Raw genomic sequence first — 16,308 nt, 5'->3', positions numbered from 1 at the left:
TCAAGTTCCTCTCCACCTGCCACGAGAGAGAACCTGTGAGCACAAAAGGCTCCCCGTCTTTTCAGACGAAGGAGCCTTTTTCATTACTACTTTTTCAATACTCTTAGAATAAGGGTAGATGCTTCTGCGCGCGTTGTTAATCCTTGCGGCTTCAGCGTACCGTCCTCGTAACCGTTCATGAACCCTTTGGAGGTTAACGTAGCTACTGCCGCTTGCGCCCAATCTGAAATCGCAGCGTTATCGGAGAAGGTCGTATTCCCTGCCACTTTGTCCAAATGAGCGGCACGAACCATGATTTCCGCCATTTGCTCACGGGTAATGAAATCATCCGGACCAAAGGTTGTATCCGTGTATCCAGTAATAATGCCTTGCGCTGCAGCAATGGCGATCGCATTCTTCGCCCAGTGGTTCGCTGCATCCGCAAATTTATTGTTGCTGCCTTGCTCGTTCAATTTCAGGTATTTCACAACGATTGAAACGAACTCAGCGCGTGTGATGCGGTTTTCCGGTTTAAATGTGCCATCTTCATAGCCGTTAATGGAACCCGCTTTAACCAGTTCAAGAATGTTAGATTCTGCCCAGTGTCCTTTGATGTCGTTTAAGGCAACGGCTGGTGTTGTTGGATCAACTACAGCTGAACCAACTGCCATAACCGCATATTTCGTAAAGTGATTAACCTCTACACTGATGCGATTGCCATTAACCTTGCCACCCTCTACTTGCACCCACAGCTTGTTCGCTTCGTCAAAATAGAAGACTGCTGCTTTTTGGTCGCCCTTCAAGCTTGCCGGGTCGAACGTAAACGTTAATGTTACCGGCTTATTGAAGTTCTCGGTGAAGTTTTTGAGGATCTCATAGATCGGGCTAGCTAGCACTTCATTATTCTTCAAAAGATCTTTCGTTTCATTCAGCTTCTCAATGGTCAACTTCAATTCTTTCATAGAAGCATCCGCCGGAATTGTAACGGTAACCGCATTTTCGAAGCTTACTTCACCCATGCTGCCTACCGGAAGGGTTAGCTTACCATCTGTCGAGGTAACTTTAGTGTCAACTGGAGTAGATGGTGAAGTTGCACCTGAGCCAGAATCGGAGTCGGAATCAGACGGATCCGTCGTCGACGTTCCAGTCGTAAACTTCCAAATATCCGACTGTCTCAAACCGCCGTAAGCATCCTCTGCGACAGCATACCACTGATATGTCGTATTCTGAGCAAGATTCGGCCACGTTACCGAAGCGTTCTCTCCGCTTTTCACAGTTGCTACGCTTCCGATCGTTTTGTTCGTATACACGTTCACACCGATATAATCCGTAGCTACGCGTTTGGTTACAGCATCCAGATTCAGATCCAGGCTGAATTCGTCTTTCCCAGGATACTCACTCGGATCATAATAGTTGTAATCGTCCAGATGAGGCGAGTAAGTTTTCATGTTGATTTTGCCATGTGCCAAATCAAATTGCATTAATCTCATATACCCAAGTCCGCCTTCAGGCGCCCCTTGGTAGTCCGCCAACATTTGATACACATTGCGGTCTGGAATGCCGTCGTTGTTATCGTCGATCGGATCGACTTTCAACTCAGCGTCGTGATAATGACCGGATAGAGCGGCAATAACGTTCTTATTCGGCTTAATAACGCGCTCAAATACTTTTTCCGCCATTGGCGCACGGTTATTGGAAACGAGCATGAATTCATGGAAGTTCAGAATCGCTTTGCGGTTCGGATACTTTTTCAACACTTCGTTGATCCAATCAATCTCTTTGTCTCCATATCCCCAGCCCATGTAAACCATGATAAAATCGTTACCGTTCGAGGAAACTAAGTCATAGTGGCCGCGGTTGTTATCGTAAGATTCTCCATAGGTTGGTTGGTTTTTGAAACGATCCTCACCAAACCATTTGTCATAATAGCTGTAATCATTGTCTTGATGGCCTACGTCATGGTTCCCTGCAAGCACCCCGTAAGGGATTCCAGCCGTTTCCAAAACTTTCATATCTTTATCGGCTTCAATCCATTGGTACTCTTGGTCGGCGTTATCAACGATGTCGCCGGTATGAATGACGTATTTAATTTTGTTGTCTTCTTTGTGGTCGGCGATCCATTTCACCATTTTTTGATAGATATATGGATAGCTCTTGGAATAGTACTGCGTATCGGACATCCACACGAAGGAGAAATCATAGTCGGTATCAGCGGCTTGATTCTGTGTGATAGCAATTTCGTCCTGCACCATCACTTGAATTTTCGCGTTATTGGCATAATCGCCGGCTTGAACATTCGCTTTGAGCTCAAAGTCTTCGCTGCCCGCGATAACGGTCTTCAAAGCGACCCACTCCAGCTTACTTGGGCTCCAAGCATATAAAGAAACTTTACGCCCTTCCAGGGATTTCCCTTTCCAGTCAATGACAACTTCATCCGTGCTTTGAATCGCAGGATCCAATGCAACCTCAAAACGTTGATAAGGGAACTTCTCAACAGCATCATCAGTAAGATAATTGCCGTCTACGCTGCTGATTTTACTGTAATCTTCAGGTGTCATAGCCGCTTCACTTGCAGGCTTCTCCTGCTTCGGAGGCTCTGTATCCGCAGCGCCGCGATAGCCGGTGAACGTTCCCTGTGTGCTTGCATCGTATTTGAAGCCTTGATTGAACGTAACTTTCAAGTCGTCGTTCATCGGATCGCTTACTTTCACGCTTAAGGAAGCGTTCGGATCCACATTGCTCGCACCTTGACTCGGAGAGATTAATACCGGCATATCCGGCGCCTCGTTAGGCACTTCGAAATGAACAGTGACTTCCTTCACATTCCCAACTTTATCCGTTGCCTTGACGTTGAAAACATGCGCTCCACCCGGCAGTTGTGCGGATGAAGTAGCCATTGGCAGCGTAACTGTCTGATCGTCTAGCAAAGCCTCGACCTTGTCTACACCGGCCAATGCATCCGTTACGTTCGCATCGATCGTGAAGCTTCCGCGGTACATTTTCCCTTCCTCAATGGAAGGCTGCACAACAGGAGCTGTGTTATCTACCTGAACGTTAGAAGTAATCGTACCCCCTGTCGTATCGCTAACTGTAACCTGATGATTACCATCATTCGTTAACGCCGTGTTCCAATCATAAGCCTTGGAAGCAAGCTGCGTGGACGGAATGACGAAGTTGAAATCAATCACTGGCGACAGACCGGAGGAATCCCCGATTTTGATCACCTTGTTCGGATCGCTATATTTTGCATCATACACAACCGTACCGTCAGCAAACACGAGACGAACGTTCTTCACTTCAAAATTATCTTTATTCTCTTCCGGACGATCGTCAAACGGTGAAGCCTTGGAACCAGCACGAATCTGGAACGCATTGCTTCCTTCTTTGAGACGCTCGGCTTTTAATGGAATGGATAATGTTTTGTAGCTATTAATAGGATCTTGGAAAATCGAGAGAATTTCCTGCCCTTGGGTAATCCCATTTTTGAAATAATAGTTCACGCCCATGACTTCAAAAGCGAAGAACGCATCATGCTCTACGGCATGATAAGTCGACTGTGTCAGCTCGCTGCCGTCGATCGCCAGTTTCAGGCTGTCCGGGTTAACGCCCTCGCCTGTTCCTTTCAACGCTTTCGTTTGCGAAACGACGTCACCGTCTTTCACATTCAAGCGCAGGTTGGAATGGTCTGATCCGCCTTGAATTTGAACACGCTTCGTCTGAGTAACCGTTTCATTCGTGCCGTCGGACGCTGTGAAATAATAATCCAGGTAAGAGTTTCCGATAAGCTCAGGCGAATAAACCATATAGTGGTACAACGTATCCGCGAAGCTTTCTTTCAAGTACCTCTTATTGTATTGGGACTGCTTTTCTGTTTTATAGTAGAGTGCTACGGTTTTGAGCGATGTTTCGTCTTTAGCCTCTCCGATAATTTCAAGATCTAAAGCTTGATCCAGCGTGCTCTCTTTGGTCAAATCATTAAGCGTAGGCTTAAGAGTATCCGGCGTGACCTTCACCGTCTGTGGTGGCACTTGAACTTGATCTACGGAACCCGGTGTTGCTGCTGCAACGGTCGAGCTGTATTTAATCATCGTTTTGCCGCCGTCAGTCGGGTATTTATACAAAATCCCTTTATTGGCCTTTGAATCGCCGTTGATGTAATAAGCTGTAGAAAGCTCAATACCCGTATTCGTAGCAATCACGAGACCACGGTTGGAGCCGTTCGCCATCCCGTCACTGTGCACGCGTACAAGGTTAGTGCCTTCTACCAGATTCGTTCCGTAGTTGGCATTGAAGTCAGCTGCGGTCGAGTTCGCATTCTGGTTGTTGATGATCCAGAAGACGAGCGTCCCTTTTGAAGGAATGATCATATCTTCTTTATCCGCAGGCCATGGAACGTCCGCATCAGGACCCGAATCTGTGTAACGGTAGACGACTTTATAGTCTTTGAAATTCACGGGTTGATCCGTATTGTTATAAACTTCAATGAACTCATAACCGTCCGCTGAGCCCACATTCGTGGAGTCTGGAACAACTTCGGTCACCATGAGCGGTGGAACTTTCGAGTAGTCGGATTGATCAAGCGTAACATTTACGTTGTAAACGTTCGATCTTACCGTGCTGAAGCCGTCATTCGCTTGAATGTAGTAATTCAATTGACTTTCAGTTAGCTTGTCCTTCGTAATAACAGCTTGATATTGATTGCTGCCCGTTACTGTCATAGGTACGGATTCATAGCTGGTCTGCGATGCCAACTGATAATACACGGCAGCAGATACCGTTTCATTCTGCTCTGTGTTAGCAATCTGAGCTTGCAAGATCAAGTCGTTCTTCTGATCAGCCTGGGCAACCGGCGTGTGGCCGATGACAGGAGGATCAGAGAAGTACAGCGGAACAGGCGGAACCTGAGTAGGGTCGATAGTCCCTGGGGTGGCAGCGGCTGCATTCGCGTCAGCCCCCGAGCCATACATCACCATGTTCTTCGTTCCATCCGCCGGGAAGCGATAGAAAATTCCTTTTTCCGGCTTTGTTTGGTCATCGTTTTGGTAGCTGGCAATGGAGATATCCGTGCCGTCTTTCTCTTGAATGACTAGATCCCTTGGGCTGCTGTTGTGCATACCACCACCGCCGTCAACACGGAAAAGGTTCACATTTTCTTGCAGAGTCGTATGGAAGTTCTGATTAAAATCCGATGCTTGCAGATTTAAATTGATCCCTTTATCCGTATTCATCACCCACAGGACGATGGAGGATTGCGCAGGAATCTTCATACTTCCATTGGGATTCCCATTCTGATAAGATCCCCAAACCGTGCTCGTTCCGGGATATCGGTACACCAGATTGTAATCTTTAAAATCGAGTGTTTTGTTCGTATTGTTATAAACTTCAATAAATTCATAAGCATCTGAACTGCTGATATTCGCTGTATCCGGAACAAGCTCCGTAATCATCAGTTTAGGCAATTTCGAATAGTCGACCGCGCTGATTTGCGTCTCATCCGCCTGTGCCGCCATAGGCATCAGCATGCTGAACATCATCCCAGCTACGGTCGCGCCGGATATCCATCGTTTGAAACTCTTTTTAACCAACTTGATAACGTCCCCTCATCATAAAAAGTTTTATTGACTAATAATGCGCTCAATCAACCAGTAAAGCCCGAACACGCCAATGATCCCCGATGCGTATTGATTCCATTTGATTTGCAAAGGCAAACGTTTAATCCACAGGAGTACTGGAATCACAATCGCTACAACGACAAGCTGTCCAATTTCTACCCCCAAGTTGAATGAAAATAAAGGAAGGGCCATATGTCCAGACAACGTTCCTCGCAGCACCTCGGCAAAACCGAATCCGTGCACAAGGCCAAACAACAACGTAACGATTACACGTGCACTCTCTTTTCGCTTCCATATATTCTCTACAGCAATGTACAGAATGCTAAGGGCAATTAAGGGTTCAACGATTTTAGGTGAGAGATAAGCGACCTCTAGAGAAGATAGGACTAGCGTAATGCAGTGACCTATTGTAAAGGCGGTAATCAGTCGTACGATTTTCCATACCCTTTGCTCAGCAGCTAACAGAAGTCCCAGCACGAAAAGCATGTGATCCAGACCCGACCAGATGTGCTCCATCCCCATGAGAACGTAGGTTTTGAGCGTACTTAGCCAAGAAGCCTCCTCCAAATTAACGGCAGGCTTTGCATCAAGGGTTGAAGCTGGTGCCGCTGCTGACGGATTCCCGGCTGCTGCGCCCGGCCCTTGAATCTGTACAATATAATTCTGGCTGCCAAGTACCTGCTGAATGGTTTGGCCGCCGACCTGAATCGTGGCATAGTTACTATGGTTGACATCGACCCCGCTGTACCAGAAGAAATTGTACTGCATCAGATACTGCTTCACGGTGGCAGCGAATTTATATCGGATATCGATACCGATCATATCCATGCTGGCTCGTTTCTCATGCTTGGCACCGGTAATCACCGCAGATCCGATTTTCCCGTCTCCCGTTACGATCAGGCCGTCATCGACAAGCCTTGTTAGAGCATCCGTAGATGCTGACAATTGTTTATCGCTGATCTTGTCGCCGCCATCCGGCTTGTCCGGGAATATATGAACAAAGTCGCTCTCCAGAATCGACAGGTGGTATTGGATCGTATCCGCACCCACCTTGATATCGGAGTAACCGGTTGAAGAGAAATGAGCTCCTGCCGAACCAGCAAAGGTCATGCTTACGATTACCGCCAAAGCAATAGCAAAAAAGCTCTTATAGATGTTGGTCACGGTTCTATCACGCATGTGTTTCATTTCGTTCCTATCCCCTCATTCGTCTTCATCAACTGATCTTGCTCTTTCGAACCTTAAGCCGCCTCTCCTTCCCATAAGCCTCGCTTGTTACCTGCCCATCATATCCGGGGGGCCGCTGCCTTGCCTATATACATGATTTTCGATACTTTCCCATTGTTTCGATTGGTTTTTTAAGCTTTTATGAACCGCCTGATCAGTAAAAATGCAAAGCTTCCAAAAAAAAGCCCATACCCTTACCAAGGATAATCGTCTACAATTGACTGTATATAACTCGCCGGAAGTCAACAGCGTAACGATCAAAGGGGCCTGCGACTTATGACTATTTTTTCATTGAATAAATCCTTGTTTCGACATGTTTTGACAAGCTTCATCATTCTGATTCTGATCTTCTCCTCTTTTAGCCTACTCATCTTCTGGATGCTAAAAAGCCACCTTCGCAGCGAGATGATCGAACAGAATCACCTCACTTTGCAGAAAGTGGCGGAGCGTTATCAGTTTCAGTTGGATAAAATCAGAGAGGCCCTTTTCAAGCAATTCACAGATAAAGATGTCATTACTCTTAACAATCAAGTGAATCTTAAAAAAGATGCCGAGTCGCTGACCACACGACCCATTGTTCTGGACATCCAAAGTATCGTGGGGGATTCAGAGCTTTATCTGGATAATATGATCCTTCTGTTTCGTTCTGCGAATCTGGCCATTAATAAATTTGGTCCGGGAACGAATCAAGAATTGTTTGCAGGACTGTATGTCAGTAAACCATACCCAGTTTCTTATTGGCAGTCACAGTTTCAACGTACAGAGAATTTCGTGCTTCATCCGGCTGCTGAATTTGGTGCTACACAAGCTGATCCAACGTTCAAAACCATGATTCCTTATTCCATCAAACCTGCACTAGCCGATAATATGTTGATCGCCATGATCGACGCCGATCGTTTGCGGGACGCGATGCTCAAGGAAAATCCCAATCTGGATTTAACCATTGTGGGACCGGGGCAAGACCTCATTTATCAAACGAATCGTAGTAGTGCTGCTAAGCTGCCAGACACGTTATTCTCATCTCCACCTACTGAGCGTGCCTATCTACTGGAAAAAGGGATTTATTACGTCGATTATCAAAATGAAGACAGCATGCATTTCATCATGCGAGTTACCAATCCTGATTTCGCAGGCAAAATCCTTCGTTTGGACAATCTCATGATCATCCTGCTAGGTATCTCGATTTTCATCGCTTTCGTTGTCTCGATCTTTTTCAGCAAAAGGATTAACAATCCTGTACGCCAGCTGCTGAAGGAAAAAGGGCAAATTCAACAAGAACTGAAGGAGCAGCAGTCCGAGCTGACCAACTACCACTTCATCAATAAGTTAAAAAATATCAATCTGGAATCAGGCGAATGGCCGCACATCCAAGGTACTGAAGAAACTTACACCATCGTTCTGTACGAGCTTCGCTATCGAGCAGCTGCTTTTGTAGATGTCCCGCTGAGCAAAGAGCAGATCTCACAGTCGGTCGGTGCGCAGCTCAAACAGTTTGCGGATGCAACTATTCCCGGGTCCCATACTTTTCAAATTGAGCATCATCAGTTTCTGTCTGTTTTTCCTGGTAATGAGAGAGATCGCATCATCGCCATGCTAGGGAAGCTGAAGCAGGTTCTGGATCAAGACAAACGCTACTGTCTGGTAACGGCGGCCGTAAGTTCTGCTTTCGAACATTCGATCCAGTTTGGCTATGCCTACCGCCAAGTCAATGAAATGGCCATGCAAGCCAGACTGCTGGGCGAAACGCAAACGATCACCGAGTTCCGCACGGACCGCTCTACGTATGTCTTAACGCTTTCGCAGGAGCAAGAATTAACCGCCGTACTGAAGGCTGGCAAAGAGCAGGAAACACTGGACCTCTTCCTCCCATGGTTACAAGAACTTAACCACAAAGAAGCGTCAGTTGATGTGTTTAGGCATATGACAGTTGCCGTGACGGACAAGGCCAAGATGGTGCTGGAGCATTACAAAGTCCAAACAGAGGCCTTATGGCAGCTTAAACCCCTTCTGCTTCAGCTGGACGAATGCTGCACACTCACGGAATACGAAATCACCTTCCAGGCTTATTTCCGAGCTGTTACTCAGATTATCCGTGAGAAAAAAGAAGCCAACGACCCTATCGTTGACCGTGTTCTTCGCGTGATTCATGAGCAATTCGCAGAGGATCTCTCGCTCGATGTCCTAGCTGATCAACTGAATTTAAGCACCTCCTACCTCTCGACGTATATCAAAGAGAAGACGGGTGCCAACTTCATGGAACACCTGCATGACCGAAGAGTGAGCAATGCGAAGGAATTGCTGCATTCGACCGATTTGAACATCCAAGAAATCAGTATCCAAGTGGGTTATCGCAACATCTCTTCGTTTAACCGAATGTTCAAAAACCGCACAGGCTCATCCCCAGGCGAATACCGCAAAACAAAGCTATAAAAAAAAGCATCCCGAATCGGGGTGCTTTTTTAGGTTTATTGTAATGCCTGATTATACGCTGCTATTTTGGCGTTAATTTCGGCTGCTGCCGCATCAAGCGCCGCCTGCGGCGGCTGCTGTCCGCTGAGCGCCTGATTGACGGCTTCTTCTGTAAGTTTCCTTGCGTCAGGGTATACGCCAAGAATGCCGCCTAGCGTTGCTTTATTTAATTTTGAAGCCTGATGTTGTTCGATCGCTGTCTTGAACTGCGGATATTTCTTCATGTTTTCCTGCACGATTGGCAGCTCATAGGTTTTCTTCGTGATTGGAAAATAGCCCGTATTTACGTGAAAAATGGCTTGTTGTTCAGGCTCTGATAAAAACTTCATGAACGTCCAAGCAGCCTGCTGTTCCTCCTCGGACTTACTGTTCAGAATCCAGTTGCTGCCGCCTCCAACTCCTACGCCGCCACTCGCCGTCTCAGCTGGTTTCGGAAAGAAGCCTGTCCCGACTTCGAATTTGCCTTCAACCGAGTCCAGGATATCACGCAATGCGGCCGTTGTATCGAAAATCATCGCAACCTTGCCTTCGGCGAACGCTTTCTTCGAGGTATCTCCCTTGCCAGCCGAGTAGATCGCTACATTGTTGTCTACAAGCTCCTTCCACCAAGCAAGAGCCTTGACGCCCTCTGCGCCGTTCAACTGCCAAGCGGTAGCTAGTCCATCGCGACCATTCCCGTTATTTACCCACTCTGCGCCTTGATTGGCGACAAACTGCTCCATATACCAGCTATGTGTACCAAAATAAGCGCCCGTTACGCCGCCTTTTGTCAGCTTAGTTGCCGCTTTCTTAACGTCTTCATACAACACGGGCGGTTGATCAGGATTCAGTCCTGCTGCCGTGAACAAATCTTTGTTATAGTACAGGATCGGATTGGATGCGTTAAAAGGCATCGAAAACAGCGTATTATCCACTGTGTAATAATTAATAATAGCTTCATCCATCTGAGATGTGTCGTACTTCTCCCGATCGATAAACGTCTGAATCGGTGTAATGGCTTTCGAATCAATCATAAACCGGGTTCCGATATCATACACCTGTGCCATGGTAGGTGCAATCGTTGTACCGATGGACGCTTTCAACTTCGTCAGGCTATCGTAATAAGAGCCCTGATAGACGGCTTCCACCTTCATATCTTTATGCGATGCATTGAACGCAGAGACGAGCTTGTCCACTACTTTGCCGTTCTCGCCGCTCATCGCGTGCCACCAGACGATTTTCGTAACCCCAACGGCCGACTCCGAGACGGCTTCCGCAGCTCCAGCTTTGCCTCCTCTGACTCCGCTTTGGTTCCCCCAGATTGTATAGCTAATTCCAAAAATGCCAAACAGCAGCAAAATAAACATCGTATAAATGGGTACTGAAACTTTACGTTGAAATTTATTCATGATATTCCCCCCCATGACTTTTAATCATAGGGGATCAATGTATGAGCATGATTATTGGAATGTTAAGAGATTGTTAAAATTGGACTTATTCCATTTTAAGCGCCGTTCCTTCAGGCACGATCTGCACCCATGTATTGCCAGGCAGCAGCGGCACTTCTTTGCCGTCTTCCGCGTAGGCGCGCAGCATGCCGTTTTTGCGTTCCCATGTAATCGGCTGGGATTTGCCCTCTTGCAGGATGACGCCTTTATTAGGGCCGAACACGTCGACCTCGCGGCGCCCTTCCTTGTCTACGATTTTGTGCTTGCTCTCGAGCACGAGCAGATTTTTGGCTTGCAGTTGCTTTCCGGTCTCCTTGTCGAGATGCGGCTTGCCCTCCATGCTGCGCATGTACACGCCATCCCCGGCATTGTATTCATAGGAAACGAAATATCCTTGAAGATAAGGAATAAGAATGTAATGAGTGGCAGCGCCGGTTAGTTTACTTTGACCATCATCCTTGGCGAAAGTAAGCAGCGGTCCATTCCACTCTGTGCGGAATTTGCGCGCTTCGGCGCCTTTCTTCATTTTATCCACAGAGGTATAGAGATTGTGAGGAGCCTTACGATCCGTCGAGCGCCAGTAGTAGGCGCCATCGCCATAGACCTCATCGAGATGAGCCAGCTTGCGGCCGGCCATCATGTCCATCGCCTCCTGGCTCCAACCGGCATGAACGATAACGGCATCCAGCGCATCGCCGATCTCTACAAAATAAGGCCGGATGCTGCGAACTGGACCGATCGTTGTGGCCTCGTGGCTTTGGAACACGGAGACAAATCTAGTAATCTCGCCTTCTGCGAGAATTTCGTAGACGATGTCAGCCTGATCAAGTCCGGTTTGCGGCCTGGCTTGCGGAGCATTTTCGACCATAACCATGAAAGGACGGCTCTTCACTTCTTTCGCCGAAGGGAGTCCAGTCAGCGGGAATTTGTAGGGTAGCTCCGACTCTACGGCTGTGGTTGCGGGCTTCGTGGCAGGCGTTGAAGCAGACGGCGTTGCTGCTGCGGTATCCGGCGTCGTTGTTGGCAGGGAAACCGGCGTATCGCTGCAGCCGACAAGGGTTATGACCGAGCAGCCGAGGACGAGCCAGGCGCTGAGCGTTCTTTTGCGGCGGGATAGGGACAATGATTTCATCAATAGGCACCTCTTCTCTTCATCTATTGTTCTATGAAAATGTATATGCTAGGCAAGAGAGAAATAGAAGACTTTTTGGGTTAGGGGCATTCCCCTGCTTACTTTACATGATGGAGGATTTCAACGTAATTAGGTATAGTAGAGGGAGAACGATGTGGTGACAGTAAATTGCGGACGAACTTCATGTAAAAAGTACAGTAAATATCGTTGCAAACCCCAAGGAGGACTCGCCCATGACCAAGCCGACTGATGACAAGGCCGTCATTCTATTCGACGGCGTCTGCAATTTGTGCAGCGGAGCTGTGCAGTTCATCCTGCGGAACGACCCGAAGGGCCATTTCCGTTTCGCGTCCTTGCAGTCGGCTGCCGGGCAAAAGCTGCTCGAGCAGCATCGGCTGCCCACGGACAACATCAGCACGATTGTGCTGATTGAGAACGGGCGCGCCTACACCCGCTCGACGGCGGCGCTGCGCATTGCCCGGCGGCTGCGCGGCGCTTACCCGCTGGCGTATGCCGCCATCATCATTCCGCCTCCGCTGCGGAATCTCGGCTATGCCTTCATCGCGAGCAATCGCTATCGCTGGTTCGGCAAGGCTGAGCATTGCATGCTGCCGAAGCCAGAGTTCAAGCAGCGCTTCCTTGAATAGCTTCGCAACACAGTACGCGCTTAATCCAGGAAGCGCTCAGGCTTTTTCAAGCCGCCGAACATCCAGCAGCACAGGCTGAGCGTGCCCATTTGGAAGCTGTGATGCAGCAGCTTCGCCCGGCGTCCGCCGTCTGCCGCACCTAGTGCGAGCAGCAAAGGCGCAAAATGCTGCGGCGTCGGCACCGCCGCAGCCGCATGGGGCGCTCTTTCGTCATACCTCACGAGCGCCTCAAGATTCCACGTTTCGAGCTGCTCCGCCAGCCACTCATCGAATTCCACCGCCCACAACTGGGGCACCGGATTATTACGGTCTAACCGCTGCAAATTGTGCACGGTGCCGCCGCTTCCGAGGATGAGGACATCCTCCTCCCGCAAAGAGCCGAGCGCCGCACCGATACGGTAATGCTCTTCCGGCGTCAATCTCGAATTCACCGAGAGCGCCACCACGGGCATCTGCGCATCCGGGTACATCAGGTACAGAGGCGCCCATACCCCATGATCCAATCCTCGCTCATCATCCAACTCACAGCGGATGCCTTCCTCTTGAAGCAGCTGCTGAACATGCAAGCTCAGCGTCAAATCGCCTCTAGCTGGGTATTTAATGCTATAAACCTTATCTGATGCTCCCGAAACATCATACATCGTCTCCGGATGAATCGCTGAGCTAATCGCCTGCACAGGACTCTCCCAATACGCGCTGAATACAACGATCGCTTTGGGCCGCGGAATGCTCTTCGCCAGTTTGTGTAAAAACTCGGTGTAAGCATGCTGCTCAATAGCCAAGTTCGGCGTTCCATGTGCGATAAAAAAGGCTGGCAGCATGACAAATCACCCCTTCGTCCGGTTTGGAAACATTTTACCAATATTCTACAGTATTCTCTACTGTAACGAAATAAAACCCGCGGATTATCATTCGCTAGGTCTGTTTTGTTGAGGTGCATTGGATGAAATCTAACGAAGAGGCCTATTCGAGGCCTCCATCTTACATTACATTGGACAAAATCCAATGAGGCCTAGAAAAATTGCCTCTTAGAGCCGAATAAGGAGCTCCCCGTTGGATTTCATCCAATATAACGGAGATTTAAGCTGCTAAATCCGTCTTTCTATTGGATTTTGTCCAACGGGATGGCTGGGAGGCCTGGTGGCCGATTGTTCGTTGCCGGAAGTTGCTGGGCTCAGTGGATGTAGCCTGCGTGCCGCGAGCTAGTGGCCCGGGTTGACTAGTAGCCAGAGCGCCGAGAGTTGGCAATTCGAGTAGCATGTGGACTGGGAGCAGCCTTGCCTATAGGCCGGTTAGCTAGTCAATGGGTGCTAAAGTGCTGATAGGCTAGCTGCCACCATTCAAAAACTGCTCAATCCCGTCAGCAATCCCGACGGCGAGCTTTTGCTGGTACTCCGCTTCAGACAGCCGCTCATCTTCTTCAGAGTTAGTCATGAAACCGAGCTCAACCAGCACAACTGGCACCTTGGACCAGTTAAAACCGGATAGGTCGCTACGCGCCGACAGCCCTCTGCCTGCTGTCCCTGTCGCCGCCTTTAAGTGCTCAGCAATGAAACCGGCAGCTTGCCGGCTTTCTGCTGAAATGGGCTTCAGCGCCGCCGAAGCAGCTGACGGATACAAAACCGAAAATCCGCTCGTTTTCGGCGAGCTATCCCCATCTGCATGAATGCGCACGGCCAGCACTGCGCCGGCCTCATTCGCCATCTCCGAACGCTGCTTGTTGGAGATATCGACATCGTGCGATTCGCGGGTCATCGCCACTTCGATGCCGCGCTTTACCAGCTCGTCCTTAACCAACTGCGAGACCTCCAGGTTCAGCACATATTCCGGTTTCTTCGTACGAACGCCGACAGTACCGGAGCTGACCTTAGGTTTCACTTCTCGCGTATCCGGGCCTACGGCCTCGGGCTCGTTGTTGCCATGACGCTGATGCCCCGGGTCCAGCATCACCAGCTGGCGCGCCACAGGCAGCCGTTCCACTTGCGCTGCATCTGGTTCTGCTTCCGCCGTTTCCGCCGTTTGCTCCGTCGGTATCGGCACCAATTCCTTCCCCTGTGCCATTAACACCTGTGCTGGCTCTTGAACTGCCGTCAGCTCAGGCGTCGGCCGCGCGCCTACAGCCGGCGTCTCCACTACCGGCAAGCCGTTAACTTCAACACCTGCCCGCTCGCCGCAAGCAACGAGCAAACCAACCACCAAGACCAACATAGCCATGGTAGCCAGCGGCATCGCTCTTTTTCCCACCATCATCACACCGTTCTCTCCTATCTGTTATCTAACCATGCATGAAACGCAGAGCGGCAGCCAAAACTAGTCGAAAGGCATCCCAAGGAGGCAATCGCATGAACACCCTCTGGAACTTTATCGTAGATCACTGGATATCCCTCGCCCTCATCGTCGGCGTACTCCTAGCCATCTGGTACGAATTTAAAAACAAAGACAAATATATCCGCGGCGGCAAGGATTAGTACCCATAAAAAACAAAAACACAGCCCTTTCCCGCAAGAAAGACACTGTGTTTTTCATTATCCTATTTCAAAGCTTTCATCGCAATATCCGTCCGGTAGTGCTTCCCGTCAAAATGGATCCGGTCCGCATCCGCGTAAGCTTTCTGACGAGCTTCGACGATGTCTTTGCCGATACCGGTGATGCCCAGAACGCGTCCGCCGTTCGTCACGATCTGCCCGTTCTCCAGCGCCGTTCCTGCGTGGAACACCAAGGAGTCCTGCACGTTCTCCAGCCCTGTAATCGGCAATCCTTTCGGATATGGCCCAGGGTAACCGCCCGAAGCCACAATCACACAAACTGCCGCGTCCTCGCTCCACTCGATCGGCTGCTCAGCCAACGTTCCGTTGTTGATGGCAAGGAAAATATCCAGCAAATCTGTTTGGAGTCGAGGTAAAATGACCTGCGTCTCCGGATCGCCGAAACGCGCGTTGAACTCGATTGTTTTCACACCGTTCGGAGTCAAAATCAATCCCGCATAGAGCACGCCCTTGAAAGGTCGGCCCTCTTTCACCATCGCATCAGCCGTCGGCTGGACGATGTTCACAAGCGCTTCCTGCACGATGGACTCCGGGATATGCGGCAGCGGTGAGTACGTGCCCATTCCGCCCGTATTCGGCCCTTTGTCGTTATCGAAGACTGGCTTATGATCTTGCGAAGGCACCATCAGACGAACCGTAGAGCCGTCAACGAATGCAAGCAGCGACATCTCTTGCCCCGTCAAGAACTCCTCAATCACGACGCTCGCGCCGGATTTACCGAATACTTGATCAACCATAATGTCGCGAAGCGCCGCTTCCGCTTCTTCCATCGTTTGCGCAACAGTCACACCTTTACCAGCAGCTAATCCATCAGCTTTGATAACGATTGGCGCTTTTTGCGAACGCAAGTAGGCAAGTGCCGGTTCGTACGCGTCAAAAGTTTCATAAGCCGCCGTAGGAATGTTGTATTTTTTCAGGAGCTCCTTCATAAATACTTTGCTTCCCTCAATAATTGCTGCATTCGCGCGAGGGCCGAACGCCTCAATCCCTTTAGACTCCAAGTGGTCCACAAGGCCTGCAGCCAGCGGATCGTCAGGAGCTACCATAACCAGATCAATCGCTTGCTCTTTCGCAAATGTGCTGATCTCTTCGAATTGCAGTTCCGTGATCGGCACACATTCCGCCAACCCCGCAATGCCGCCGTTCCCCGGTGCGCAGAAAAGCTTGCTGATTTTCGGGCTCTTGCTCAGCGCCCATACAATGGCATGCTCGCGCCCGCCTCGTCCAATTACTAATACACGCATCTTTGTCACCAGTCCCTTTCATGGG

10 protein-coding genes are annotated in these 16,308 nt (G+C 49.4%); 3 read left to right on the top strand and 7 right to left on the bottom strand.

The window, feature by feature from the left end; genetic code table 11:
* Positions 1 to 86 precede the first annotated feature (86 nt).
* Positions 87 to 5,564, bottom strand: coding sequence for an S-layer homology domain-containing protein (locus AC3WTJ_RS36420; protein WP_492526536.1), 5,478 nt, complete (start codon positions 5,562 to 5,564; stop codon positions 87 to 89).
* 30 nt (positions 5,565 to 5,594) lie between these two features.
* Positions 5,595 to 6,779, bottom strand: coding sequence for a HupE/UreJ family protein (locus AC3WTJ_RS36415; RefSeq protein WP_492526534.1), 1,185 nt, complete (start codon positions 6,777 to 6,779; stop codon positions 5,595 to 5,597).
* Positions 6,780 to 7,094: 315 nt separating this feature from the next.
* Here AC3WTJ_RS36415 and AC3WTJ_RS36410 point away from each other — a divergent pair, with 315 nt between their 5' ends.
* Entirely contained in the window at positions 7,095 to 9,248 is a 2,154-nt protein-coding gene (locus tag AC3WTJ_RS36410) for a helix-turn-helix domain-containing protein (protein ID WP_492526532.1), read from the top strand.
* Between the two features lie 35 nt (positions 9,249 to 9,283).
* On the opposite strand, the gene AC3WTJ_RS36405 is transcribed toward AC3WTJ_RS36410, so the two are convergent.
* Positions 9,284 to 10,675: an ABC transporter substrate-binding protein gene (locus tag AC3WTJ_RS36405; protein WP_492526530.1), complete on the bottom strand. Its 1,392-nt coding sequence runs from the start codon at positions 10,673 to 10,675 to the stop codon at positions 9,284 to 9,286.
* 85 nt (positions 10,676 to 10,760) lie between these two features.
* Complete coding sequence (locus AC3WTJ_RS36400; RefSeq protein ID WP_492526528.1) at positions 10,761 to 11,846, bottom strand: DUF3048 domain-containing protein; 1,086 nt, start codon at positions 11,844 to 11,846, stop codon at positions 10,761 to 10,763.
* A 233-nt stretch (positions 11,847 to 12,079) separates the two neighbouring features.
* Between AC3WTJ_RS36400 and AC3WTJ_RS36395 the strand changes: the two genes are divergently transcribed.
* Entirely contained in the window at positions 12,080 to 12,493 is a 414-nt protein-coding gene (locus AC3WTJ_RS36395) for a thiol-disulfide oxidoreductase DCC family protein (RefSeq protein ID WP_492526526.1), read from the top strand.
* A 20-nt stretch (positions 12,494 to 12,513) separates the two neighbouring features.
* Here AC3WTJ_RS36395 and AC3WTJ_RS36390 read toward each other — a convergent pair whose 3' ends face one another.
* Both AC3WTJ_RS36390 and AC3WTJ_RS36385 read right to left on the bottom strand, forming a co-directional pair.
* Positions 12,514 to 13,314, bottom strand: coding sequence for a DODA-type extradiol aromatic ring-opening family dioxygenase (locus AC3WTJ_RS36390; RefSeq protein ID WP_492526524.1), 801 nt, complete (start codon positions 13,312 to 13,314; stop codon positions 12,514 to 12,516).
* A gap of 505 nt (positions 13,315 to 13,819) precedes the next feature.
* Positions 13,820 to 14,743, bottom strand: coding sequence for an N-acetylmuramoyl-L-alanine amidase family protein (locus AC3WTJ_RS36385; protein ID WP_492526567.1), 924 nt, complete (start codon positions 14,741 to 14,743; stop codon positions 13,820 to 13,822).
* Between the two features lie 92 nt (positions 14,744 to 14,835).
* Between AC3WTJ_RS36385 and AC3WTJ_RS36380 the strand changes: the two genes are divergently transcribed.
* A complete protein-coding gene (locus AC3WTJ_RS36380) occupies positions 14,836 to 14,961 on the top strand; it encodes a hypothetical protein (RefSeq protein WP_492526522.1) in 126 nt (41 codons plus the stop codon).
* Between the two features lie 62 nt (positions 14,962 to 15,023).
* On the opposite strand, the gene purD is transcribed toward AC3WTJ_RS36380, so the two are convergent.
* Entirely contained in the window at positions 15,024 to 16,283 is a 1,260-nt protein-coding gene (purD, locus tag AC3WTJ_RS36375) for a phosphoribosylamine--glycine ligase (protein ID WP_492526520.1), read from the bottom strand.
* Between the last annotated feature and the right edge of the window lie 25 nt (positions 16,284 to 16,308).

This window comes from Paenibacillus sp. FW101-FHT12H11 (assembly GCF_058790355.1).
Note: the sequence above shows the minus strand (reverse complement) of the source record. Positions and strands in the feature narration are given on the sequence as shown.